General features: G+C 63.9%; 27 protein-coding genes. 12 read left to right on the top strand and 15 right to left on the bottom strand.

Annotation, left to right across the window (positions count from 1 at the left end; translation table 11 throughout):
- Positions 1-107 precede the first annotated feature (107 nt).
- The 4 genes from ACVWYQ_RS14955 to ACVWYQ_RS14970 form a co-directional block, all read right to left on the bottom strand.
- A complete protein-coding gene (locus tag ACVWYQ_RS14955; RefSeq protein ID WP_456725777.1) occupies positions 108-722 on the bottom strand; it encodes a hypothetical protein in 615 nt (204 codons plus the stop codon).
- A 142-nt stretch (positions 723-864) separates the two neighbouring features.
- On the bottom strand, positions 865-2,358 hold the full coding sequence (locus ACVWYQ_RS14960; RefSeq protein WP_456725778.1) for an O-antigen ligase family protein: 1,494 nt from the start codon (positions 2,356-2,358) through the stop codon (positions 865-867).
- Between the two features lie 21 nt (positions 2,359-2,379).
- Positions 2,380-2,961, bottom strand: coding sequence for a hypothetical protein (locus tag ACVWYQ_RS14965; RefSeq protein WP_456725779.1), 582 nt, complete (start codon positions 2,959-2,961; stop codon positions 2,380-2,382).
- Positions 2,962-3,132: 171 nt separating this feature from the next.
- Positions 3,133-4,335 carry a polysaccharide biosynthesis/export family protein gene (locus tag ACVWYQ_RS14970; protein WP_128262902.1) on the bottom strand — a complete coding sequence of 401 codons (1,203 nt, stop codon included), beginning with the start codon at positions 4,333-4,335 and terminating at the stop codon, positions 3,133-3,135.
- Between the two features lie 244 nt (positions 4,336-4,579).
- Between ACVWYQ_RS14970 and ACVWYQ_RS14975 the strand changes: the two genes are divergently transcribed.
- The 3 genes from ACVWYQ_RS14975 to ACVWYQ_RS14985 all read left to right on the top strand — a co-directional run bounded on the left by ACVWYQ_RS14975 (position 4,580) and on the right by ACVWYQ_RS14985 (position 6,848).
- Entirely contained in the window at positions 4,580-5,140 is a 561-nt protein-coding gene (locus ACVWYQ_RS14975; RefSeq protein ID WP_456725780.1) for a hypothetical protein, read from the top strand.
- Between the two features lie 75 nt (positions 5,141-5,215).
- Positions 5,216-5,491 (top strand): hypothetical protein, encoded by a 276-nt coding sequence (locus ACVWYQ_RS14980; protein WP_157285491.1) that lies wholly within the window; start codon positions 5,216-5,218, stop codon positions 5,489-5,491.
- Positions 5,492-5,669: 178 nt separating this feature from the next.
- Positions 5,670-6,848 carry a hypothetical protein gene (locus tag ACVWYQ_RS14985; protein ID WP_456725781.1) on the top strand — a complete coding sequence of 393 codons (1,179 nt, stop codon included), beginning with the start codon at positions 5,670-5,672 and terminating at the stop codon, positions 6,846-6,848.
- Between the two features lie 11 nt (positions 6,849-6,859).
- Here the strand turns inward: ACVWYQ_RS14985 and ACVWYQ_RS14990 are convergent, their stop codons facing one another.
- Entirely contained in the window at positions 6,860-7,486 is a 627-nt protein-coding gene (locus ACVWYQ_RS14990) for a transglutaminase-like cysteine peptidase (RefSeq protein WP_456725782.1), read from the bottom strand.
- A gap of 193 nt (positions 7,487-7,679) precedes the next feature.
- On the opposite strand from ACVWYQ_RS14990, the gene ACVWYQ_RS14995 reads away from it, so the two are divergent.
- The gene (locus ACVWYQ_RS14995) at positions 7,680-8,417 is read left to right on the top strand and encodes a metallophosphoesterase family protein (RefSeq protein ID WP_275497428.1); all 738 of its coding nucleotides are present in this window, start codon (positions 7,680-7,682) and stop codon (positions 8,415-8,417) included.
- 20 nt (positions 8,418-8,437) lie between these two features.
- Positions 8,438-9,091: a hypothetical protein gene (locus ACVWYQ_RS15000; RefSeq protein ID WP_456725783.1), complete on the top strand. Its 654-nt coding sequence runs from the start codon at positions 8,438-8,440 to the stop codon at positions 9,089-9,091.
- A 1-nt stretch (position 9,092) separates the two neighbouring features.
- On the opposite strand, the gene ACVWYQ_RS15005 is transcribed toward ACVWYQ_RS15000, so the two are convergent.
- Positions 9,093-9,470 (bottom strand): hypothetical protein, encoded by a 378-nt coding sequence (locus ACVWYQ_RS15005; protein ID WP_456725784.1) that lies wholly within the window; start codon positions 9,468-9,470, stop codon positions 9,093-9,095.
- Between the two features lie 413 nt (positions 9,471-9,883).
- Here ACVWYQ_RS15005 and ACVWYQ_RS15010 point away from each other — a divergent pair, with 413 nt between their 5' ends.
- The gene (locus ACVWYQ_RS15010) at positions 9,884-10,261 is read left to right on the top strand and encodes a hypothetical protein (RefSeq protein ID WP_225142431.1); all 378 of its coding nucleotides are present in this window, start codon (positions 9,884-9,886) and stop codon (positions 10,259-10,261) included.
- A gap of 47 nt (positions 10,262-10,308) precedes the next feature.
- Here the strand turns inward: ACVWYQ_RS15010 and ACVWYQ_RS15015 are convergent, their stop codons facing one another.
- Together ACVWYQ_RS15015 and ACVWYQ_RS15020 are read right to left on the bottom strand one after the other, a co-directional pair.
- Positions 10,309-10,551, bottom strand: a complete 243-nt coding sequence (locus tag ACVWYQ_RS15015) for a hypothetical protein (protein ID WP_128262894.1) — start codon at positions 10,549-10,551, stop codon at positions 10,309-10,311.
- Positions 10,552-10,628: 77 nt separating this feature from the next.
- Positions 10,629-10,871: a hypothetical protein gene (locus ACVWYQ_RS15020; RefSeq protein WP_036035522.1), complete on the bottom strand. Its 243-nt coding sequence runs from the start codon at positions 10,869-10,871 to the stop codon at positions 10,629-10,631.
- A gap of 183 nt (positions 10,872-11,054) precedes the next feature.
- On the opposite strand from ACVWYQ_RS15020, the gene ACVWYQ_RS15025 reads away from it, so the two are divergent.
- Complete coding sequence (locus ACVWYQ_RS15025) at positions 11,055-12,266, top strand: hypothetical protein (protein WP_456725785.1); 1,212 nt, start codon at positions 11,055-11,057, stop codon at positions 12,264-12,266.
- A gap of 15 nt (positions 12,267-12,281) precedes the next feature.
- Here ACVWYQ_RS15025 and ACVWYQ_RS15030 read toward each other — a convergent pair whose 3' ends face one another.
- From ACVWYQ_RS15030 to ACVWYQ_RS15040, 3 genes are all read right to left on the bottom strand, one after another.
- Entirely contained in the window at positions 12,282-12,503 is a 222-nt protein-coding gene (locus tag ACVWYQ_RS15030; RefSeq protein ID WP_404655723.1) for a hypothetical protein, read from the bottom strand.
- 358 nt (positions 12,504-12,861) lie between these two features.
- Positions 12,862-13,278 carry a hypothetical protein gene (locus ACVWYQ_RS15035; protein WP_036011274.1) on the bottom strand — a complete coding sequence of 139 codons (417 nt, stop codon included), beginning with the start codon at positions 13,276-13,278 and terminating at the stop codon, positions 12,862-12,864.
- Between the two features lie 41 nt (positions 13,279-13,319).
- Positions 13,320-13,610 carry a hypothetical protein gene (locus ACVWYQ_RS15040; RefSeq protein WP_456725786.1) on the bottom strand — a complete coding sequence of 97 codons (291 nt, stop codon included), beginning with the start codon at positions 13,608-13,610 and terminating at the stop codon, positions 13,320-13,322.
- 906 nt (positions 13,611-14,516) lie between these two features.
- Here ACVWYQ_RS15040 and ACVWYQ_RS15045 point away from each other — a divergent pair.
- The 3 genes from ACVWYQ_RS15045 to ACVWYQ_RS15055 all read left to right on the top strand — a co-directional run bounded on the left by ACVWYQ_RS15045 (position 14,517) and on the right by ACVWYQ_RS15055 (position 17,571).
- On the top strand, positions 14,517-14,810 hold the full coding sequence (locus ACVWYQ_RS15045) for a hypothetical protein (RefSeq protein WP_456727240.1): 294 nt from the start codon (positions 14,517-14,519) through the stop codon (positions 14,808-14,810).
- 712 nt (positions 14,811-15,522) lie between these two features.
- On the top strand, positions 15,523-17,115 hold the full coding sequence (locus ACVWYQ_RS15050; RefSeq protein WP_456725787.1) for an EAL domain-containing protein: 1,593 nt from the start codon (positions 15,523-15,525) through the stop codon (positions 17,113-17,115).
- A 90-nt stretch (positions 17,116-17,205) separates the two neighbouring features.
- Positions 17,206-17,571 carry a VanZ family protein gene (locus ACVWYQ_RS15055; RefSeq protein WP_456725788.1) on the top strand — a complete coding sequence of 122 codons (366 nt, stop codon included), beginning with the start codon at positions 17,206-17,208 and terminating at the stop codon, positions 17,569-17,571.
- A gap of 44 nt (positions 17,572-17,615) precedes the next feature.
- Here the strand turns inward: ACVWYQ_RS15055 and ACVWYQ_RS15060 are convergent, their stop codons facing one another.
- The 4 genes from ACVWYQ_RS15060 to ACVWYQ_RS15075 form a co-directional block, all read right to left on the bottom strand.
- The gene (locus ACVWYQ_RS15060) at positions 17,616-18,062 is read right to left on the bottom strand and encodes a CHRD domain-containing protein (protein WP_157285483.1); all 447 of its coding nucleotides are present in this window, start codon (positions 18,060-18,062) and stop codon (positions 17,616-17,618) included.
- A gap of 134 nt (positions 18,063-18,196) precedes the next feature.
- Positions 18,197-18,481, bottom strand: coding sequence for a hypothetical protein (locus tag ACVWYQ_RS15065; protein WP_036011293.1), 285 nt, complete (start codon positions 18,479-18,481; stop codon positions 18,197-18,199).
- A gap of 158 nt (positions 18,482-18,639) precedes the next feature.
- Entirely contained in the window at positions 18,640-19,083 is a 444-nt protein-coding gene (locus ACVWYQ_RS15070) for a hypothetical protein (RefSeq protein WP_404653505.1), read from the bottom strand.
- Between the two features lie 144 nt (positions 19,084-19,227).
- The gene (locus tag ACVWYQ_RS15075) at positions 19,228-19,479 is read right to left on the bottom strand and encodes a hypothetical protein (RefSeq protein ID WP_271538602.1); all 252 of its coding nucleotides are present in this window, start codon (positions 19,477-19,479) and stop codon (positions 19,228-19,230) included.
- A gap of 255 nt (positions 19,480-19,734) precedes the next feature.
- Between ACVWYQ_RS15075 and ACVWYQ_RS15080 the strand changes: the two genes are divergently transcribed.
- Both ACVWYQ_RS15080 and ACVWYQ_RS15085 read left to right on the top strand, forming a co-directional pair.
- A complete protein-coding gene (locus ACVWYQ_RS15080) occupies positions 19,735-20,403 on the top strand; it encodes a hypothetical protein (RefSeq protein ID WP_456725789.1) in 669 nt (222 codons plus the stop codon).
- Positions 20,404-20,423: 20 nt separating this feature from the next.
- Entirely contained in the window at positions 20,424-22,574 is a 2,151-nt protein-coding gene (locus ACVWYQ_RS15085) for a CHASE2 domain-containing protein (RefSeq protein WP_456725790.1), read from the top strand.
- Positions 22,575-22,625: the final 51 nt, after the last annotated feature.

The following is a 22,625-nucleotide window of genomic DNA, read 5'->3' on the forward strand; positions in this document are numbered from 1 at the left end:
TTCACCGGACAATTCGCGTGAGCGTTAACGACCCCGAACGTAAAAGCGGCGCTCGATGGCGCCGCTCTGCTACAGGAAGGTTCACAAGGACTTCACTGATCCACGGCTCAGAATGGACTTACCTGATTGACAGTGGTGCCGCTAACGGACCCACTGCCGATGCCGGAGCCGTTGTTGGGCGTCGTGTTGTTGCCGAACACGACAATACCGCCGCCCCCACCGCCGGTGGGGAAGCCGTTGCCCGTCGGTCCGCCTGAACCGCTGCCACCGCCCGCGCCGCCGCCGGCTGCGGCGATTGCGACGTCGCCGGTCGCTGCTTGGTAGGCGGCGATCACGTCGGGGTTGCCGGTGCCGGCGATCGCCGTTTGGATCTCGTTGGCGTAGGCCTGATCCTGCTGCGCGGCCATGCGCGCGACCTGGGCGAGGCCGGCGACGATCGCGTTCATCTGGTCCTTGGTGGTCGCGGGATCCTTCAGGAGCGCGATCAGGCCAGGCAGCGTGGTCGGATCGGAGGCGCCGAGGTCGCGCACGCGCGAGATCAGCTGCGGGCCGCCGGTCGGATATTGCTGCAGCAGGCTGTTGGGGGAAGCCTTGAACTCGGAGATGACGGTGGCCGGCAGCTGGCGCTGCGGCGGGTAAATCGCGGCGTTGGCGGCCGATGTGATCGTGGCGGCGAGAGCCGCGGCGGCAGCCATGCGAAGCGCGCTTCTGATAACGCTCATAAAACAACCTCCAAAAAATCAGCTGCCCCGATTCTCGTCCTCGGCCCGGGCAAAATGGCTGTGCAGTCCAAGAACCTAGCGAAAGAAAGAGGGGCTGTCCATTTATACTGAAAACTTCGTAAACGGCGCAACTGCTTCAAATCTAGACAGTTTTGTGAAGCTCGGGCCGAGCGCGCGAAGCTGGAGGCGCGGTTACAAGGCGGCCCTCGCCTCGCGGTGCGGTGGCGCCGGCGCCCGCGCTCGCGCGGCCCTCCCGACTCGAAAAGGACTGGGCCAGGCCGGCGCCGAAAAGTGCAAAGAACGGAATGCTGTAGCCGGGCATTTGGAGCGTGAAGTCGAGACAGGAATGCAATAGCGACAGCATCGCGGTCGCAGCCGCCGCCAGCGGGATGATGGCGTCGCGCCGCCGCCCGAACACGCCCCGCGCCAGCACCAGCAGCATGATCGCCCAGCCGAGCGCCACCACGAGCGCCATGGGAATGCCCACCTCGGAGGCAAGCTCCAGCGGCGTCGAATGCGCGGCATCCCAGACGCCGCGAATCGAGATGTTCGGGCTGCGGTAGGGCGGGAAGGCCCATCGGAAGGTGCCCATGCCGGTGCCGAACCAGGGATTGTCGCCAATGATCCGAAGCGTGGATTTCCAGGTCTCGACGCGGCCCTCGTCGACCAGGCCCTGGCTGTCGAAGCGGCTGGAGATGCGATCGCCGAGCAGCTGCAAGAGGCCGAGCGCAACGGCGAGACCCGAGCCCAGCGAGATCCAAATGCCGGTGCGGGGCGGCAGGTCTTTCCTCAGGAAGAGCGTGAACGCGACGATCATGGCGAGCAGCGACAGGCCGACGCCGGCGCGTGAGGTCGTCATGAACATTGCCATCAGGCAGATCAAGAGGCAGCTAAGCTGCGGCAGGATCTCTTTCGGCGGGATCGCGCGCAGGTCGAGCGACAGGCGCCGCCATTCGATGTGCCGCTCCGGCAGGCGGCGGCGGACGTCCTCCAGGATCAGCAGCATCCAGATCACCGCGGCTGAGCCGAAATAGGCCGCCGCCGTGTTGCGGTTGATGAAGGTGCCGGTGACGCTGCCGAGATACGCCGTCTTGTCCCGCCACAGGATCATGGTCGGCTCGATTAGGAACGAGGCGACGCCGTAGAGCGCGTAAGCCGCGCCCGATATCGCAATCATCCACAGCAGTCGGCGCGCGCGCATCCGATCGGCACCGACGGTGATGCCGAGCACGATCGCGAGGATGTTGGCGAGCGGCGCGCCGAGCGCGAAGAACGCCTCGTTCTTGACGGTCGAAGCGGACGGGGCGATCGGCACGCCGAGCAGATCCGAGGCCTGCTTCCAGATCGGCTGAAACGGCGCGACCCAGGGATGATCGGAAAGCTGCTCGTGCAGCACGAAAGCGTAAGCAGCAACGATCACGCCGATGCCGGCGAGCAGCCAGAGATGCGGCGGGCGCAAATCGCGCGTCGGCGCGAAGATCACCGCGATGCCGAGACACAGGCACCAGAACGCGATCGACAGATCATTGGTCGAGCCGAACGGAAACGGCGCGCCGGCGGCCACGAAGAACAGGATGAAGGCCGCGGGCAGGCTCCACGACCAGCGAATCTTGGGAAGCCAAAGGCGCATCGTCATGTCTTGCGAGCCTTGCTCGCGCTAGAGGAAGCAATCGATCGGATAGATCTTCAGATCGACGTTGAGCCGGCTGTTCCGGCTCTGCGCGCGGAACGCATAGAATAATCCAAAGCTATCACTCCCCTGATCCAGTTTTATTCCGGGAGTTAATTCGTCGGGCGGCACCAGGACGCCGATGTGCCGGTTGATGGCGGAAATCTCGATCCGCCCCTCCCCTTGCGCAAAATGCCCGCCGAGCTGGGTCACCGTGGCCTTCGGCAGGCCGCGGCGCTGATGGCAGACATCCTCCTCCCAGAGTTTGGTCTGCTGCACCAGCGGCTTGCCCGGGCCGTCGGGCACGACGATGTCGGGGAAGGACGGGCGCAGCATGCCGAAGAACTTGCTCTCCTTGGAGTTCGCCGAGAGGCGGACGGTGAAGGATAGCTCGCCCCTGGCGCCCTTGAGGCGCGACAGGACGGGAGCATCAGGCTCGGCGGAAACCATGACATCGATGCGATGGCGGACGCCCATCTCTGCGGCAGCGCCGAGCACCGGCCCGACCGGTGCAAGCGCGAAGGTAAGCGGGACGAGAGCCAGAAGACGGCAAAATGTTCGAAAGCGCATGAAGCCCCTTGCAAAGCCGCGGGGTGACCGATGACCGGCGCGCCCGTGCCGAGTGGCGCCTTGATCCAGATCCCGGGCTTGTCGGCGCAGCAGAACCGCCTCGATTGCTAAACGAAAATGGCACCGGGACAAAGCCCCGGTGCCATCGATTTGGTCGATCAAGTCGGCGTCTTACGGCGCCAGCTTGATGTTGTTGCGGAAGATCAGGGCGTCGTTGGCGAGATTGATGCTGTCGCTGCCGGTCGCCATGATCACACGCAGGTAGTTCAGGAACTTGGCAACTTCGACGTTGCGCGAGTTCGAGACATAGATGATGTCGCCGTTCTTCATCATGACCTTGGTGGCGAGGAAGAAGCCGCCGGGATCGCGGAAGTTCACGTTGAAGATGACCGGGATCGTCTCCGAGGTGTACTTGCTCACGTCGATGCCAAGCTGGGCCGCAACCTCGCGCGGCTCGCGGCGATAGAGATAAACGGCCGCCGGATCGGCCTGGCCATCCAGGAGACCGCCAGCCTTGCCGACCGCTTCGCCGAGGTTAATGCGCCAGGCGTCGAAGTTGAACTCGCCGCTCTGGCCGCTGGCGCCGAACGCCAGGAACTTCTGCTGCTCGCGATAGACGTAAATGCTGTCGTCGGGACGCACATAGACGTTGTTCTCGGGCGCCATCACGAGATTCTCAAACGGCACGGTGGCACGCCGTCCGCCACGCTCCAGCATGACCCAGGTCTCGAAGCCCTGGCCCTTGATGCCGCCGGCGCGGGTGATCGCATCGAGCACGCGATCCTTCGCACCCGCCGCGCTCGCCGGATAACGCGCCGGCGAATTGACCTCGCCGAGCACGCTGATCAGCTGAGTGCGCTGCGAGGACATCGCCACGACCGCCTGCGGCTCGATGGCGCGGTTGCCGATCCTCTCGACGATCGCGCGCTGGATTTGGACCGCCGTCAGGCCCGCGGCCTTGATCTGACCCGCATAGGGCACGGTGATGAAGCCATCATTGTCGACCGACTGATCCGGGATGGTCACGTAGTTACCCGGACGGACGCCGGCTTCCGCCGGGATGAACAGACCGCCCGCCGCGGCTTCGAAGATGGTGACGCTGACGACGTCGCCGATGCCGAACACGATGCTGGCGGGCGGACGGCGGTCGGTGAACACGCCGGCAAGGCCCTTGGGCTCGTGGGTGTGCAGGATCTTCACGGTCGCCGGATTGAGCGGCACCAGCTCGTAGGCCGGCGCGTTTTCGGTCTGGATCTTGTTGTTGACGTCGTCGGTGAGCGGTCCCGATCCGGGATTGGTCGAGCAGGCCCCGAGCGCTAGAGCGGCCAGCAGAAAAGCTGGCTTCAACACATAGGTCTTGGCAATAGATGACATGAATCGCGCCCGTGGGTCCCCAAGTGACGTAAATTGGTACGGCCTAGGGGGTGGTGCGACAAGGGTTCCCGGTGGTTAACGGAGCGATCCGTCGGCCAGTGTTGCGTGCAGGCCACTCTTTGGGGCTTGGTTTAAGTCTTTGTGACCATTTGTTGTATTTCGTGTGCCCGGTCAGAGGGCAATGAGCCCCTGTCGAGGCGTAGTGTGTCGAGTGCAAGGCTTTTGTTAAGGATAGGAACTCCCGGTGTCTGGCCTCCTTCTGATCCCGCTGTTGGCGGGCTCCCTCTTTGGCGCCGCCGATCGCGCCGCTACCCCCTGCCTTGGCAGCGCCGGGGCGTGGTGTCGCGGCGCCGTTGTTGAGGTGGCCGGCCCTGCGTCCACTTCCGTCTGGAAATTCACCCGGACCCAAGGGGCCAAGGACGGCGAAAGCTTCGCGGCCATCATGAAGACCGCCGACACCACCCAATCGGACCCGGACTTCGCCGGCCTGATCGTCCGCTGCGCTCCGAAGGGCAAGGTCGACGTGCTGGTGGCCTTGATCCGGCCCTTTCCGCCCCGGAGCCGCCCCAAGCTGACCATCGCGGCGAGCGGCGGCGGCACCCTGAGCTTCGAGGGCAGCATGGCGGCCGCGGGAGCGGCCGTGCTGCTCCCTGACGAGGTCTCGGCCTTTGCCGCCGGGAAGTGGCAGACGACGGCCTCTCTGTCCGTGGTGGTCAGGGAAGGCGACACCGAGATCAAGGGGATGGTAGCGCTCAACGGGCTGCGGGAGGCCTATCATTCGCTGCTGGCAAATTGCGGCCAATAGGCCAAATTTAGCCATACAACTTAAGGGTCTTTTTAGGCGGGAAACCTAGGGTCCGGAGCACGGAGAGTGTTTCGGATGACCGCCTTTTTGATTTTCAGCTTTCTCACAGGTGCCGTGCTGGGCCAACGCTTTCGCGTCTTCGTGCTCCTGCCGGTCACATTTGCGCTGGTGCTCACCATGCTGCCGGTCAGCATGATGACGAGCCTTGGCTTCCTTGGAGGCATGAAGGCCGCGGCATTTGCCGCCATCGCCCTCCAGGGCGGTTACCTCTTCGGTTCGGGGGCGCGCTTTGCCCTTGCCGCCGCACGCGCCACCCGCGTCTTCGGCCGGCCGGTCAAGGCCACGCGCTGATCGCAACGCAGGCCTCTGTTTGAAAACGCATCGCACGCTTGTATGGTGACCTGACTCGTTTCAGGATTCCCTTCGAGCGCGCCGTTTGTCCCTCGCTTATTTTGCCCTCATCGTTTCCATCGTTTCCGCTACCGCTCTCGAAATCGCCGGCGCCACGTTGGGGGCGCAGCTCGGGACGATGGCCACTGCGCTAAGTCTGCTGGCCGCGGCCTCGAGCGCGCGAAAGGCCGACTACGAGCACTATGTCCGTGCGACCTCCTGGGGCCGCTGGATCCTGGTCGCCATTCCGCTGTGCATCGCGGCCCAGCTCGCTCCGCTTCCGCTGCGCTTTGCGCATCCGATCTGGGCCAGCGCCCACGAGGTGATCGGTGGCCTGTCGCTCGGGCCGATCACGGCCGATATCGGCTTGACGGTGAACGCGCTGCTGCTGGCGCTGGCTGCAATCTCATTGCTCGGCGTCGCGATCCTGGTGGTCCGCAACCGCGGCCGTGCCGAGCTGGTTCTGTTCGTGCTGAGCGGCGTAACCGCGATCTCCGCCTTGATGTTGGACCTGCATCGGCTCTCGCCGGCGCTTGCCGGATCCGTCCCCCATGACCTCACGACGAGCCTGGCCGGGCTCGGCCTCATGCTCAATCTGGCGGTGATGCAGCTCGCCGCTGAACGGGCGGAGACGCATCATTCGATCGTTCGCTCGGTCGTGATCGGGCTTTGCGGTCTGGTCGGAGCCTTGGTCAGTGCCGTCGCGATCTTTGGGCTGTCCGGGACCAACAGCGCCATGGCAGCGGCCTTTGGCGTCGTGCTGATCCTGCTGGTCCTCGTGATCCGCAGACTGGATCTGTCGCCATTGGCCGCGAGCGCGTTGTCGGTGGCAGCCCTGATCGGCGCGGCGATCGTGCTGACCTTCCTGTTCGAAAAGAATTCCGGACCGATCGTCCTGCGGCTCGTTCCGGAGATGGGGACCGAGACCAAGGCCGCCCTCGAGCGCATGCTGGCCGATACCCGCTGGTTCGGTGCCGGCGCGGGGACCTTTTCTGCGGTGGGCAGGATCTATCAGAGCGATGCCGGCGCCGTCCTGACGGCGCCCTCGGCGGCCACATCCGTGTTCGCGGGGATGGGTTGGCTCGGCTTGGTCGCCATGATCGCGGTGAGCCTGCTCGCTTTGGTTCGCCTGTTCGTCGGCGCCCTGCAGCGCGGACGTGACTCGTTCTTTCCCGCTTCGGCTGCGGCCTGCGTCCTGTTTGCGCTGGTTCAGAGCTTTGCCGGTCCCGGATTGCTGCACCCGGCAGCAATCCTTTGCCTTTCGGTGATCTTGGGACTGGGGCTGTCGCAGAGCGTCAGCCAATCCGGATCACGATAGCGCGCGGGTGATCAGACCGCGCGGTCGCCGAGCGAGGCCCAGTAGTTCGGATTCTTGGGCGACTGGATGCGGACCCAGCGATAGGGCTTCTTCGACCACGACATGATGTGGCCGGAGAGATTGTCCAGCACGAGATCGCCGGAGAAGGTGCGCACCACGACCACGAGATGATGCTCGCCCCAGCTGGTCACGACCTCGCTCAGCAGCACCGAGCGCGCCGGAAAGCCCTTGGCGATCAGATCGTGGCGTTTTGTCACGGCATAGTCGTTGCAGTCGCCGCTCGCCGGATGCAGCAGCCACTTCTCGCCGCGCAGCCCTTCGAGATTGGCCTCGGGGCGGATCGCGGCATTGACCCGCTGGTTGACCTCCTGCATCTGCGCCATGCGCTCGGCCGTCAGCTTCAGACGTCCGCCGCGGAAGACGATCCGCTGCGGACGCGGTTTGCACTCCTCCTTGTACTTCAGGCAGAAGAGCGTGAACGCCATCGGCGGCAGCGTCGGCTGGTCGAACTTGATGTAGTGGATGGCACCGCGCAGCCCCAGGGGCGCCCCGACGAAGGCGGCTTCCGCTTTCTGCTGCACCCCCGCAGCAACGACGATGGCGGCGACGGCCGCCAGGAACTTCACAACTTTGCGCATGTCGCGCTCCCCGTTCTTGTTGGGGAGACGCTACGCGAGACCTCTTGAAATACGGCTCAAAGGCCACGCGAGGCTTTAATCAAAATGCGGGCTCATCGGTCGGAAACAATTAAGAATACCGATGTGTGACTTGTTCTGCTAAGAGCGGTCACGACGTTCCGCTCGTGACGCTGGAAGCGATTCGACCGACCTGATGGGCCTTTCCTCCCGCTTTCGAAAGAAGACCAAGCCGCGGCTTCCCGACGGCGTCCGCGTCTATGCGATCGGCGACGTGCATGGCCGCGCCGACTTGCTTCAATCGCTGTTAACCGTGATCGACGCCGACTTGGCCCGCTCGGCGCCGCAACGCGCCATTCAGGTCTTTCTCGGTGACTATGTCGACCGCGGCCCGGACTCACGCGCCGTTCTTGATCTCTTGATCGAACGCTCGAAGTCGCACGAGACGGTATGTCTGAAGGGCAATCACGAGGTCTTCCTGCTCGAGGTGCTCAAGGACCCGGCCCGCCTGCAGGAGTGGCGCCACTATGGCGGTCTGCTGACGCTGGTCTCCTACGGCGTCATGCCGACGATGAACCCTTCCGCCGAGCAGCAGGTCGAACTGATCGAGGGACTGAGACGTGCGCTCCCGCCGGAGCACCTCGCCTTCCTCCAGCAATTGCCCTCGTCCTTTACCTGCGGCGACTTCTTCTTCGTCCATGCCGGCGTCAAACCGGGCGTCCCGCTCGATCGCCAGAAGGATGAGGATCTGCTCTGGATCCGCGAGGAATTCCTCGCCTCCGAGGAGCGCTTCGGCAAATATATCGTACACGGCCATACGCCGGTCAGCGCGCCCGATATCCGCTCGAACCGCATCAACATCGACACCGGCGCTTATGCGACCGGCAACTTGACCCTATTGACGATCCAAGGCGATAGTCTCCTAGCAATTTGAAAGCTTAGGCCGCAACTTCGGTGATCACGCTTCGCGCCATTGGTATCTTGACCGCGATCGCGCTGGCGCTCCACGCCGGCATGACGTTCTATGGCGATCTCGTACGGCCGAACTTTCGCGCCCGCGACTTGTTCTCGGGCGAGATTCCGCCGGACAAGGCCAAGCTCGCGGCGGCAGGCAGCCTGGCATCCTTTTCGTGGGATGGCGACCTCCTGGCAAATCATGCGGCAGCGATGGCCGCCGACGTTCTGCACCGTCCGTCGGCCGAGGCAGGCGGAAGGGCCAGCGAGAACAAGACGGCCCAAGCCGCTGTCGTGGCAGCCTTGAAAGTCTCGCCGATCAGGCCGGCGCTCTGGCTCACGCTCGGCACGCTACAGGCCCAGGCCGGCGAGGCGGTCACGCCTGCGGTGAAGATGTCGTACTTGACCGGGTCGGTGCCGATCGACGTTGCCTTCTCACGCGTCCGCACCGTGACCTCGAGCGCCGCGGCAACCGACGACGAGATCAAGCTGCTGGCGCAATCCGACATCCGGTCGGCGCTGGCCAACCGCTCGCGTTACGAGCCGCTGCTGATCGCGGCCTATGTGCAGGCAACGCCGCAAGGCAAGTCGCTGCTGCTGGAGACGACGAAAGTGACCGATCCCAGGTTCAACGAGATCTTGCGGCGGTACTAAATCAGCGGACCGATTTCGGGTTCACCGGCACGAAGTCCTGATCGCGGCGCGGCTGATCGGATCGCCCCTGGTAGACGAACATGCCCTTCTTGGTGGCGACGATGTCGCCTCGCTGCAGGCTGTCGTCGCGAAGCAGACGTTCGGTCGCGACGAGGTCCGGATCTTCCGGAATCGGCTTGTAGAGGTCCGGATGCTCGCGCCGCTCGCGCGCAACCCCCTTGGCACGGCGCCGCGCATCCTCGATGCGCCGCCGCCATTCGTCGCGCGAGACTTCCGGCTCGCTCGGCGGAAGATAGTCGTTGATGGACGGCTCCGGCTCGGTCTGAGCACGGCACGAGAGCGGGCAGGCGTAAAGAGCCAATCCGACAGCGGCCGCCACGGCCGCATGAACCGGCGCGCGCGCCGGTCTCCGGCGGTCTGACAGGGACTTGCAGCGGACGGGTCGCACTCCGATGACTCCAATGGGGCCGAGCGGCAGCCGCAACTTCAGCTGATACGGCTGCCAATTGCAACATTTTCGGGACGCGGCGGCCGTCCCTTCAAAAAGCGAAAAACAACCCCATGCACAGTAGCCGGCACCAACCGAATCAATGACTTACGCATTTTCCGAAGTCTGGCTTGATCCGTCGGGCAAAACAGGTCTAGTATGGCATGATCCGGAGAGAGGCCGACCGATGATCGACCTATCTGCGATCGGCATCGGATGAGCGCCGCAAGGACAATAGCGTCGTTCTAAGGCCTCGTTAGACCATCGCTGCTAGACTTCGGCATCCGTCGATGGAGTTGCCGAGAATGCGTGCAAGCCTGGTATCGTTGTTGCGTGTTGCCGTTGCGGCGTATGCCATGTCCGCCCTCACGGCTCACGCCAGCCCCATCTGCATCAAGGAGCGGACACCGTTCGCGCTGTCGCACGACACCGTGAAATGGACGATGTCGATCGCGCCTGGAGCCGACTGCATTCAGGGACTGCGTTGGTCTTATATGCAGATCTTCAGCGTGTCGGTCGTGAGCGGGCCATCGCGGGGACAATTGGCGGTGGTCGGGTCCGGCTTTCGCTATTCTGCAGAAAGGGAAGCGCGAGGCGCTGACAAGTTCACGCTGCTGATTTCGGGCAAGAACCGTCATGATCCCGGGACGTCGACTCTGGAGGTCGAAGTCAACCCGCAATAGGCAGGCCCACGACGCGCGAAGCGGTATCTACTTCGCCCGAAAACGCTTCAGTAACGGCGGCTCGACCCGCTGCCCCGGGTTGTATTCCCGTGATAGGGCCGGGCCCGTCCGTAAGTCGTCACGGGAGGCTCGATCCGGCTCGGGATATTCGGCGTCGCGTTGGGACGCGCGGGCTGCGACGGGTTGACGATGATCACATTGCGGTTGGGCGTCGACGGATCGCTGACGCCCTGGGCCCAGGCGCCCGCAGGCACCACAAGGGCGAGTGTGATCAAGACTATTCGTTTCATGCGATATCTCCCGAGCAAGAACGTCAGGGAGGCGAAGACCGTTCCTTCACGACGGCATCACGGTTCGTTGCGCGACCTCACCGCGGCACGGCGATCAGCTTGCCATTCCTCCAGACACCTTGGGCCGCCTGTCCGGTAGAACCGCTACCCACGTTCCGGACAGCCGTGGGCCGCGAGGCAGCCTGGGTGGTCTGCTTCTTTTTGTCGGTCGTCGTCACGATGCTGGAGCTCGTCGTGTTGGCCTGATCCTTGGTCCCTTGTGCAGAAGCAGACTGAACCAGAAAGGCCAAAAACATGATTGCTGTCAAAATGCCGCGCATGGTCACACACCGGAAGAAGGAGCCGGTCGAAATGTCACAGGTTTCCGCCCAAAAGCAAGCGCTACGAAAAGAACGCGCAGGACCTTTGCGGCCGGAGCATCAGCGTGTTTCACCGCAACCGACGCGATCCGGGGTGAAAAAACCTAGCGAAACGGCACTATCCGGGCTAGTTGATCGCTCTTGATGACCGAGACCGGCGACACCGCAGCCAACGCCTCGCAGGCGCAAGAGATCAAGGCCGGGCTCGTCCGCCTGTTGTCAGAGCGGATCCGCGAAGTCTCCGGCGACCCCAGGCAGATGCGGGATGTCGTCTACGAGCTGGCTCGCGTCAAGCTTCTGGAACAATTCACCCACGCCGATGCGCGGGAAGCGCGAGAGCTCCAGCAAGTCCTCGAACGCGCCATTCGGGAGGTCGAACGCGCCTTTGAGCGAAGCGAGAAGTCTGCACCGACCAGGGATGCCTCGGTCCCCGTGCCGAATTCTCCACCGGCGAACGTCCCCGTCCCCCCGCCCATTCCGACGCTCGCTGCCTCGGCGTCATCAGCCATTCCGATGGCTGCCGAGACGGCGCGGCGTCCTGCCGCACCGCCAGGATCGCCCGACCAACCCAAACGGAGCGGCGCTTTCAAGTCTCTCGTTCGATTGACCGCGATCCTCCTGCTCATTGCGGGCGCCGGCACCGCGGTCGTGTATTGGCCGCGGCTGAAGGCACAACTGACGGCATCGTCGCAGATGGCGCAGCCCGAACGTTCGGCCAAGAGCCCGGAGCCTCAGCTGACCGCGATTCCGACTCCCTCGGCCAGCGAGACCGCTGAACGAACCCCGGAGAGCGCAAAGGAGCCGGCGCCGGCGGCGCACCCCTCGATGCCCCTGCCGACGACGTTCGGCGTCTACGCCTTGAGCGAGGGCCAGCTCCATGAGCTCAAGCCAGTGCCGGGAAAGATTCCGGACCGGCGCGTCGCGATCTCGGCCGCCATCAACACGCCGAGCGCGACCACTTTGATGGACGGCGACGTCAAATTCATCGTGTTCAGGCCCGACGGGGGTGTCGATGCGGCCGGGACCGAAGTTCGGGTGATCGCGAAAGTGTCCCGGTCGATGGGCATCGATGCCACCGGCAAGGCCGCCATGGTCAGCGCCGGCGATTCCTGGGTCATCCGCAGCATGTCCTACCCCTACAAGGTAGGTCCGATCGACGACCAGTCGAGAATGCTGTTGCTGCAACCGGAGCAAGACGGCTTCACGCTCGCGCCCGGCCGCTACGTCGTGGTGGTCAGGGGCATGGGCTATGACTTCACCATCGCTGGGACGATCACCGATCCCAACCAATGCGTCGAGCGCATCAATGCGGCGAACGGCGCGTTCTACTCGCCCTGCCCGCCGCCGCGGCGATAACGCAGCCTTTGTTTCCTATTTGGCCGGCTTGCTGTCCTTTGGCGCATCCGCCGGCATGTCGTCGACCTTGCCGTTGTTGGCGACGCATTTCTGGAAGTACTCGCGCTGGTCTTTGCCCGTTCCCTTGGCACTCCCCGCTGCGGGGTTGCCGATCTGCCTGGGCGGAAAGGCCTTGGCCACCGCGGCGTCGCATGCCCGCGCCACTTCGGCGGTGATGGCCGACGCCGTCCCCGGCACGGCCAATGTCAAAGCACCTGCCAATCCAACCAACGTCCGCAAATTTTTGACTGGCACCTCTTACGCTCCTTCAATCCATGAATGATTTTCGTAATCATATCAAAAAGGATCGAAGCACCAAAACGGCAAACCGGTGAAGTGTCGTGCGATCTGCCGTACGTGCCGGGAGGGCTACCGCGGCGCCTCCTGACGGCGACTATGTTCACGCCTCGTCCTTCGAGACGGCGCTTGCGCGCCTCCTCAGGATGAGGCCATTTGGCGTCGGTGCTCGTTGACATTGCTGCTGCCGCGCATTCCCTCCTCATCCTGAGGAGCACGCTGAAAGCGGGCGTCTCGAAGGATGGCCGCAGACGCGTGACTAGCTGTTCAGCTGCGGCGGTTTGAAATCCGGAAAGCGCGTGAGCATTGCCGTCTTGACGAACTTCAAGTGGGCGATGCTGCTCGCCAATTCCTTGAGCCGGCGCTGGCCGTTCGAGATGTCGGCCGCGAAGAGATCCTGATGATGATTGTCGAGCGGCTCCCGCTCGAGATACTCATCGGTGCCGTTTCCGAAGGTGACGGAGGCACGGGCAAGCGCATCGTCGACACGCCGGTTGAGCCCGGCCTGCTCCCTCTCCGCCTCCTGCAAGGCGGTTTCGATCGCGGCCAAAACGGCACCGATCCGCCCGCGGTCGGTCTCCGCGTCACGCTCGGCCGAGCGGGCCTTGAAGGTTTTGTCCTCGCGGCGGGAGCCGAGAAGATTGTGTGCGCGCGCTCTCAGGAACAGCTGAAACATCCGGGCCATCCCACATACGAGATCCAGGCGGGTACCATCGGTCAGACGTAGTTAACAAATCCTGAATCCGGCACCCGTGCGGTCTGGCTTTGTGCAATCCATGCCCGCCAAGCTCCCGCGTGCTTGGAATAGAGCTCGTGCCAGCGGATCTCGCCGTCGGCAGCGGCTCCTTTTCGCACGCGGACCTCGGATGTAAATTGCCCTGTCTCGTTCGATGCAAGATCCAGCGCTTCGAACTCCGCCGTCTCTTCCGGAGACACGCCGATCAGAACGCGATGCCCTTGGGCATCGACGAAGTATCTGCGCGGCGCGTTGTGCCTTTGATCAGTCATTCGCAGGGCCCTCGTTCATGATCCAAGGCCCCGGACGATCCTTCAGCCGCCGCTCAAAGCCACGAACAAACGCGATCAAAACGAGGACGCAAGTCGCGCCCAGCAAAGCAATCAAATACGCCATTCACGCCCACCTATGCGAGCCGCGAAAATCCAGGCGGCTAAACTCTCACCATGAATTGCTACGTTCTAGGTTGCCTTTCCAAAGCTCTCAAGCGCCGCACCACGTTAACCTAACTGCGCATGGTTATCCGACCCGGTCGCACGGCAGGATCAGTGTGCGCTCACATGGCTGTGCGCCTACGATGGATGCTCACTCTGCTTGGCGCCCATCGCTGCCGGCGTGTAGGGCGCATAGAGACGATATCGTGCCGATCGCCTGCGCGAGCGCCATGCCCGCACGCCGTAGCCGCAGCAAAAGCCAGCTGCAAAAATCGAAATCAGAACCAGAATTGCAAACATTTGGAATGTTCCCAATGATCGGAACGCTCCTCCCGGTACATTTCATCGCGATGTTCTGACGACTTCAAGATCATCGGCGCTGAAAGTTTTGTCAGAGGAAGATGAAGTTTGTGCAACGCGGTGCTTGAATTTTGGCCGTCGCGAGAACCACGAGCCCAGAGGATGACGAAATCTCTCATCGTTCGAGGGCGATATCCAGCCCGCGATGTTAACCCGTGTTCACTGCGGCAGCAGCCTCGAACGAAGCGGCCGGATGCGCTGCCTTCGGGCACAGCTGCGATATGCACGAGAAGCCGATATGTTTCTCGAACGTTTCTGGCGGCCGTCGCAGACAGCAATTCTGACGAAGCATCCGTGCTTCTACGGAGCGTCATGCACCAACTTCATCGCGGTAAGGTTGAGAGGTTAGCTTAACCCGCGTTGTTTGTTGCGAACTTTCGGCGATTGCTTATCCATCTCGCACCGGGCTCCCCCAAGCCCGGCCCCACCCAAGCAAAGCCGTCGAGCGAACATGGGTCCGCTTGGCGGCTTTGTCGTTGTGTCGACGAGAGGATCATTTCGGTTATGGCGCGCAGGCCCTGGTCGTTCAAGGAAGATCGCCGGCTCATCGAGCTGGCCAAGTCTTCAACCTCGCTGGAGCAGGCAGCGAAAGCTCTCGGGCGCTCGCCCGATGCGATCAAGCGCATGGCGTTGCGGCTTGGTCTTTCGCTGAAGTCGAAGGCGGCCAAGAAAAGCTGATTGCGCGAGCGCGGCACAGCATCGCCGAAGCGAAACGGAACCAAATCAACCTTGGGCTGTTGGTCCCGGATTCTCAGCGAGGTCTGGCAGTGCTCCACTTTGCCATTTCCGCAGTTTTGGTCTGGCTGGCGCTCAACATCGCGTTCGTGGTGCTCCGGCTGCGGGCCACCCGGGATGCCGCGGCGCCCCGCATCGACAGGGCCAGCCGCCCTTATCCCGGGGTCATTCCCGTCCGCCATCGTCTCGGACAATAAGGGTTGATCGAGCGGGTTGCCTGCGCCGGCCCGCCCAGCCGTTCCAACCTAATTGGGCGTCCGCTTCTGGGACCCCATCCCGGGGCTGGTTCCGTAGCTGGGCGTCCCCGTTCCTTTGAAGGCTCCGCCCATCGTGTCCGATCCGGAATTCGTGCCCGTGCCGCTGCGCGTCGCGGAGGTGGGTTGCGTGCCCGATGGCGTGTCTTTGGTTCCCTGCGCCGAGGCCACAGAGCTCCCGATTGCCAATGCCATCACGAGGCTTAACGTCCTGATCATACTGCTCAACTTTCCATGCTCGTTTCTGACCTCGAGCCGCCAGACCATTGGCCGGGCACTGCTCGGGCGGGGCCCTTCGGGCCGGTCTTTCCGTTAAACCCTATCTTAGCCCCGGCTGGCTAGGATCAATCTCCACGCCTTGCTTGAATTTTCCACCCCGCCCTGTTTTTCGCCTGAGCCGGATGAGAGTGCTGCGACCAGACCTCCCGTTTGTGGCACTCGTGCTTGCGAGCACGATGGCGTTCGCCTTGGCGGGTCATTTCGCCGCTGGCGCCGTCATTCGCCAGCACCAGGCGCATCAGCTCAATGAGCTCACCGAGGTGGTTCTGCGCCGATCGGAGCTTGCAGTCGATTTCGCTGCAGGCAGCCTGGACGAGCTCGCGCGGCGCAATTTCGCCAGCTGCGAGCCGGCGGCGCTGCAAGCCATCCGCCTGCATGTCTACCAGCGCTCGGCGATCAAGGACGTCCGCCTCGTCAAGCCGGACGGCTCGGTGATCTGCTCGGCCTATTCCGAAACGCTCGAATTCGACAAGGGATGGGTGGATCGCCGCGACATGCTGCCTTCGCGCGACAAGACGCTTTCCCTGTTCCGCGTGGAGCAGTTCGGCGGCGACGCCCTGGGCGTGCTCAGGGACGTCAATGGCAACTCCGCCCTGGTCGCCATTGTCGGTGTCAATGCCAGCCTGTTCGACATCATGCCGGCCGAGCTGCGCGCGCACAGCCAGGTGATCCTCGCCTTGAGCAATGGCGAGAAGCTTGGCGAATTCCAGAGCGAGGCCGGCAAGTCTCTGCCGGCGCCGATCGGCTTCGAGCGAGCGTCCGCTCGGCTCCCGCTTCATGCCAAGATCCGGCTCGAGCACGCGGTGCTGTCGAGCTGGAACAACGAGGCCTATTGGCCAACGCTCGCAGTGGCCCTCGGACTTGGCGCGATCTTCGGCATCCTGCTGGCACGCAACCGCCGCATGGAGGGGCCAGTGGCCGATCTCGACCGGGCGCTGACAGCCGGCGAATTCAAGCCATATTACCAACCGATCTTCGACCTCCGGACAGGTCGGATCAAGGGCTGCGAGATTCTGGCGCGCTGGCTGCGCCGCGATGGCTCGGTGGTCCCGCCGATGAATTTCATTCCGCTCGCCGAATCCAGCGGACGCATCCAGGCGATGACCTGGCAGATCCTGGGATCGGCGCTCACCGAGCTCAGGCCATTGCTCAGGGCCGACAAGAATTTCAAGCTGTCGCTGAACGTCGTGCCCAAGCACCTCCTGAGCGCCGGCTTCGTCGAGACACTGCGGCGCACGGTTCTGACGGCACGCGTCTCCGCGCGCCAGATCGTGGTCGAGATCACCGAGCGCGACGAATTGGATGATCTCGCGCGCGCCGCTTCGGTCGTGGCCGAGCTGCGGGACCGCGGCTTCCGCGTCGCCATCGACGATGTCGGCGTCGGCCATAGCGGTTTGTCGCGGCTGAAGGGCCTCGGCGCCGATACGATCAAGATCGACAAGTTCTTCGTGGACACGATCACGGTGGACGCATCGACGACCACGATCGTGGAGATGCTGGTGGCGCTCGCGAAAGACCTCAATATGAGCGTGGTCGCCGAAGGCATCGAGACCGAGGAGCAGCTCCGCGCATTGCTCGCCTCCGGCGTCGAGGAAGGCCAAGGCTATCTGGTTGCGCCGCCCCTGCCCGCCGCCAAATTCCATGAGCTGATCGAGTCGCGTCAGGTTGCGCAGCCGGGCGCGGCGACATCCGGTACGACGGCTTTGGTGGCCTGACTGGCCGGCCCACAGAGGCCTTAACGATACTTTCTAACGATGTTTTCGGCTTTCGAACCGGAGCGGCGACCAACCTTGTATGTTGGCGCCATGCGCAGGAACCACCTCATAGCAGCCGCAGGCATCTGTCTGGCGCTGATCGCCTATGCCACGCTGGCGAAGCTGTCGGGCCGGCCTGCGCTCATGGGTCACCACGAGGCCTATTGGATCGTCGTGATCGAGCGCTTCAGCGCCTATGGCCTGCTCGGCTTCCTGCTGTCGTTCCTGCTGCCCGGACGGTTTAGCCTGGCTTGCTCGCTCGTCATCGCAGTCGCCATGGGGCTGGAGCTGATGCAAGCGTTCATACCCGATCGCGATCCGGGCTTTCTCGACGTGCTGCAGAAGGCGGCGGGCGGCACCGTGGGCGTCATGCTCGCCCAGATGATCCTGGCGTTCCTGCCCAGACCACCTGCCTGAAACGGCGAGCACGGCCTCGGCGGAATGACCGGGCGACGCGGTCCTTACTTCATCATCTGACCGCGCAACTCACCGCCTGGGTTGGCGGCCGTGTGAATGTTCGCGTACCATTTTCCGCCCAGCAGATCCGCCGCCTGCGCCTCGGTGAGGGTGGCACTGCCTTCGATCGGGCTTTGCGCCGTCTTGAACGGCAAGGCAATGCCGGCATTCTTCCCGGCCTCGCCGGGGCCGTGAAAATGCGCGCCTATCGCCGGTCCCGTCAGCCCGGTAAAGGTGACGACGTAGGTCAGGACCTTCGTTTCGGTGTCGTAGCTCGCCTCCGCCTTGCCCGACCCGGTCGAGCTGTTCGGCGGCACTTCATTGCTTCCCTTGAGCTCCGCTCGCAGCTTCACGACCTCCGCGCCTGCCGTTCCGCTCGTCGCGCTGAGGCCTCCGACCAGCGCCAATGCCCCCAACAGTGCCACGGACCGTCGACACACGGCTTTGCTCATGCACTTCCTCCTGCGGATTTCGTTGGCCCCCGCGATGAAAACACCGAGGGCTGCCGGACATTCCACCGCAAAGCTTATGCTGATTCGGGACAACGCTCGCAGGAATTAGCCTTCGCAAGCGAAACACGCGCCGCTCAAGCCGCCCCGCGCCTCGTGTGACGCTCGGAGGGAACCAGGAGCTCGGCCATCTTCCGGTGGGTGTCGTGCAGCGCTTCAATGGCGCAGTCGAGATCGAAATCCGCCTCGCGGACGGATGCAAAGAACTTGGCCGTCAGCGCCAGATCGAGTTTGACGCGCGTTGCACCGTCGCGACTCCTGCGACGATCGAGCGACAAATGGATGGCGCGGTCCCTCGCCTCCACAGCATCGCAGCCGCAGAGCGCGCCGAGTTCGTCATATGTCATCCAGATTTGAGGCATGTTCTTCCACCACGCTTGATCTATCGCAGACTAGATAGCTCTCGCTTCTGAAGGCGGAGTTGCTGCAGCGCGAATTCGAGCCAACAACGTCAACGCAATGCTAAGCGCGGCGCAGACGCGAGCCGGGTGGACCGGCGCAGCTTGTTGCCGATCCACTGTCACTTGGGCGCGCCCGTCGTGAACGGATGCCGCGGCCGTGAACGGCCGTCGAGCCCCTTAGGCAGCTTGTCGGCCTTGAGCTTCACGACCGCGCCCCGGGGGTCGGGAGCCGGCGCCTCTTCCTGGCTGAAGATCAGAGTCGCTTCGAACCTCACATCGGGCGCCTGCCGGGCCGTTCCCGAACAGGTCGCCATCGCCCCGCTATAAACGCCGGAGAGCTCGACCTCGACCTCGTCGAGCCCGAACACGGTCGGCGGCCCGTCGGCATGTCGCCGCGTGGTCAGGACGGCCGTGAAATGCCGGTCGTTGTCGAACTGATAGGAGCCGCCATAGTTGAAGAAGCTGTCGCTGCCCGAGATACGTCCTTGGGCCAGATGCACGATACCGGTGCCTTGCGCGTGCGCGGTCCTGAACCACGCCGCGTATTTGCCCTCTTTCAGCATGGAGACATCCACCCGTAATTTCCACGTGTATTTGCAACGAAGCTTGAGGCGCGACAATGACCGACACGGCGAGCATTCCGCCACGGTTAATGCCCTGCAAAATCATCCGTTAAATTTCTGCGGCCGCGCCCGGCGGCAGGGACGTCAAAACAATTCGATGCCGTCGTCAGCCGTCTCCACCACTTCGACGCGGCGCGTGGTGGCGGCGGAGCTCAGCCCGAGTGTCTGCAGGAACTGGCGATGGACATCCCGCTCCCGCTCCATCGTGTAACGCGCAAATAGCTCGTCCAGCATCGCCTCGTCCTGCGCCTGCGGCTTCTGGGCGCCCGCGCTCGCCGTCTCAAGCCGCGCGGCGACCGCGGGCAACGCCGCGGAGCCGTCGTCGAGCGTGCTCATCCACCGCGTAAATCTCGTCCTTCGTCTTGAGACACCACTGCGCAGCTTTGCGATCTCCGCGATGAACCTGACCCGATCGATCCGCCAACATCTTGCCGCGGCACCATTTTTCTCCGGTCGCCGGTTTGAACCTGTTCCTGCTAAAGTGGCACCAAGACCTGAGAGTGATTCTGGTCACACTTGCCCCGGCGCCCTGCTGCTAGGCATCGAACCAGGACGGGCACCAGAGCATCGTCGAATTGGATGAGAATTCCCATGAAAAGCCTGATCGGCGCCTGTGTCGGCGCATTCTGCCTTGCGGCCCCCACTTGGGCGGAGACTCCCGCTGCGATCGTCGAGGACGTCCAGGGCAAGGTCGACGGCATCGCGTTCATGGACTACGTGGCGCCGGGCAAGATCATCAAACTCGGGCCCAAGGCCAGCATCACGCTCAGCTACCTGAAATCCTGCCAGCGCGAGACCATCAGTGAAGGTGTCGTCCTGGTCGGCGCCGAGCAGAGCACCGTGCAGCTGGGCGAGGTCAAGCGGGAAAAGGTGCCCTGCGACACCAATGCGGCAAAACTGTCCGAGCGCGAAGCGAACCAGAGCGCCGCGACGACCTTCCGCACCATGCGCTCGGACGCCAAGGGCGGGCCCGCCAAGCTGCCGACGCTCTACGGCGTCTCGCCACTGGTGCAGGCCAAAGTCGGCAGCACGCTGGTGATCGAACGCACCGACGGCAAGGAGCCCACGATCAGCGTCCCGCTCAAGCGCGATGCCATGGTCGGCGGCAAGTTCTATGATTTTGCCAAGGCCGGAAAGACACTGACCCCGGGCGGCAGCTACCTCGCCATTCTCGGTGCCAAACGCTACACCTTCCAGATCGACGCCAGCGCCACCTCCTCGCCGACCCCGATCATCGGCCGCCTGCTGCGGCTCGAATAGGCGGACCTGGCGACGGGGCGATGCGGCGGATCGGGGGACGGGACATCGTTGCGGCAATCCTGATCGCGCTCCTTGCGGGCGCGATCTTCACGTCCCCGCCGCTGCAGACACTGCAAGGCCTCTCGCTCGACATCCTCACCGCGCTACGCGGGAAGATCATCGGCGAGCGTCGCGATCCCGCGACGTCGCCGGTCGTCGTCGTGGCAATCGACGGCGAAACCTACGAGACCCCGCCCTTCAAGGGATCGCCGACGCAGACCTGGACGCGCGAGATCGGCCGGGTGCTCGGCAGTATCAGCGACGGCGGCGCCAAGGTGATCGGCTTCGACGTCATCTTCAAAAACTCGATCGAGCAATCCGAGATTCCCTTTGGTGACGCGCCGCTCGGCGCCCGCATGCGCGGATTTGACCGGGACTATCTGATCGCGCTGCGGCAGATCTCCGACAACGGCAAGCTGGTGCTCGGCGAGATCCTGAGCAATGACCATGCGGAAGTGCCCTACCGTGCGCAGCGACTGGCGGTGCGAAACAACGTCCGCGCGCTCAATGTCCACACCGACGCCGACGATGTCATCCGGCGGATGCCGCTCAGCTTCTCGATCGACGGCAAGCCGGTGCCCACAATGGCGGTCGAGCTCGTCGCCCGCGCGCTCGGCGCGAAGGTCGAGATGGCGCCATCCGGCGCGGCCGGGCTGTCCGGCTACGCAATCCCGAGCACTGTACCGAACACGCTGACGCTCAACTTCCGCGGCCTCGGCCGCGACGTTCCGACCTTCTCCTTTGCCGATCTGCGCGCCTGCGTCGAGAAAGGCGACCGCGATTTCTTCCGGCGCGCCTTCGAGGGCAAGGTCGTGCTGCTCGGGACCGTCCTCAACTTCGAGGACCGCAAGCTCACCTCGATGCGCCTGTCCGGCGGCTATGACGGAACGCCGTCGGCGCGATGTGCCCTGCCCGCGGCTGCGGACACCGCGCAAAGGGCCCGCAGCGACGTCGCCGGTGTGTTCGTGCACGCCGCTGCGGTCCGAAACCTGATCGAGCGCGATGCCGTGACCGAGCTCGGCTTTCCCTCGCGCACCCTTCTCACGATCGCGTTCGCGGCCGTCATCGCCTGCGCAGCCGGCGTGTTTGCGCCGAGTGGCGCCCTGATCGCCTGGCTCGGTCTCACGATCGTCTACGCGGTCGTTGCCGTCGGCGCATTCGTCCATGCCCTGGCGCTGCCGCTGACCGAGCCGGCGCTCGCCGGCCTTGCCGCGCTCGCGATCATGATCGGCTATCGCTTCGTGCTGGCCGACCGCGACGAGCGCTTCCTGCGCAAGAGCTTTGCCTTTTACCTCGCGCCCGAGGTGATCGAGACCATGGTCGCCTCCGGCAAGATGCCGGCGCTCGGCGGCGAGATGCGCAATGTCACCATGTTCTTCTCCGACCTCAGCGGCTTCTCGTCGATCGCCGAGACGATGACGCCGGTCGAGCTGGTGACGCTCATGAACGAATATCTGTCCGCCATGACCGACATCATCGAAGGCCATGGCGGTTACGTCGACAAATATATCGGCGATTCCATCGTCGCCATGTTCGGCGCCCCGGCCGACGATCCCGCCCACGCGCGCAATGCGGTGCGTGCTGCGCTGAAGTGCCACGAAACGCTGGCCGAGCTCAATGAAGGCCATCCCGCCTTCGCCGGTCACGGCCTGTCGCACCGTATCGGGCTCAACAGTGGCGAAGCCGTGGTCGGCAATATCGGCTCGCGCCGCCGCTTCAACTACACCGTGATGAGCGACACCGTGAACGTCGCCTCGCGGCTCGAAGGCGCCAACAAATATTACGGCACCGCGATCATGGCCTCGGAAACCACGATGGCGCAGGCCGGCGATAGCTTCACCTGGCGCGAGCTCGATGCGATCAGGGTGCAGGGCCGCGGCGAGGCGATCAGGGTGTTCGAGCCGCTGGCGGAAACCGGCGCGGAAAGCGCCGAACAGGCGAAGGTCGCCGCAGCCTATGCGGAAGGGTTGGCGTGCTGGCGGGCGAGGGAGTTTGCCAAGGCGGCCGACGCGTTCGAGGGCGTCGCGAAGATCGATCCTGCGTCAGCCCGGTTCGCCAAGCGTGCGAAAGTGCTGACGCAGACTCCGCCGCCGCCGGACTGGATTCCGGTCAATACGCTGGAAGGAAAGTAGCGGCCTCTTACCCTCCCCTGGAGGGGCCCTCCAGGGGAGGGTGAGAGTGAT

Source organism: Bradyrhizobium sp. USDA 3397 (assembly GCF_054060965.1).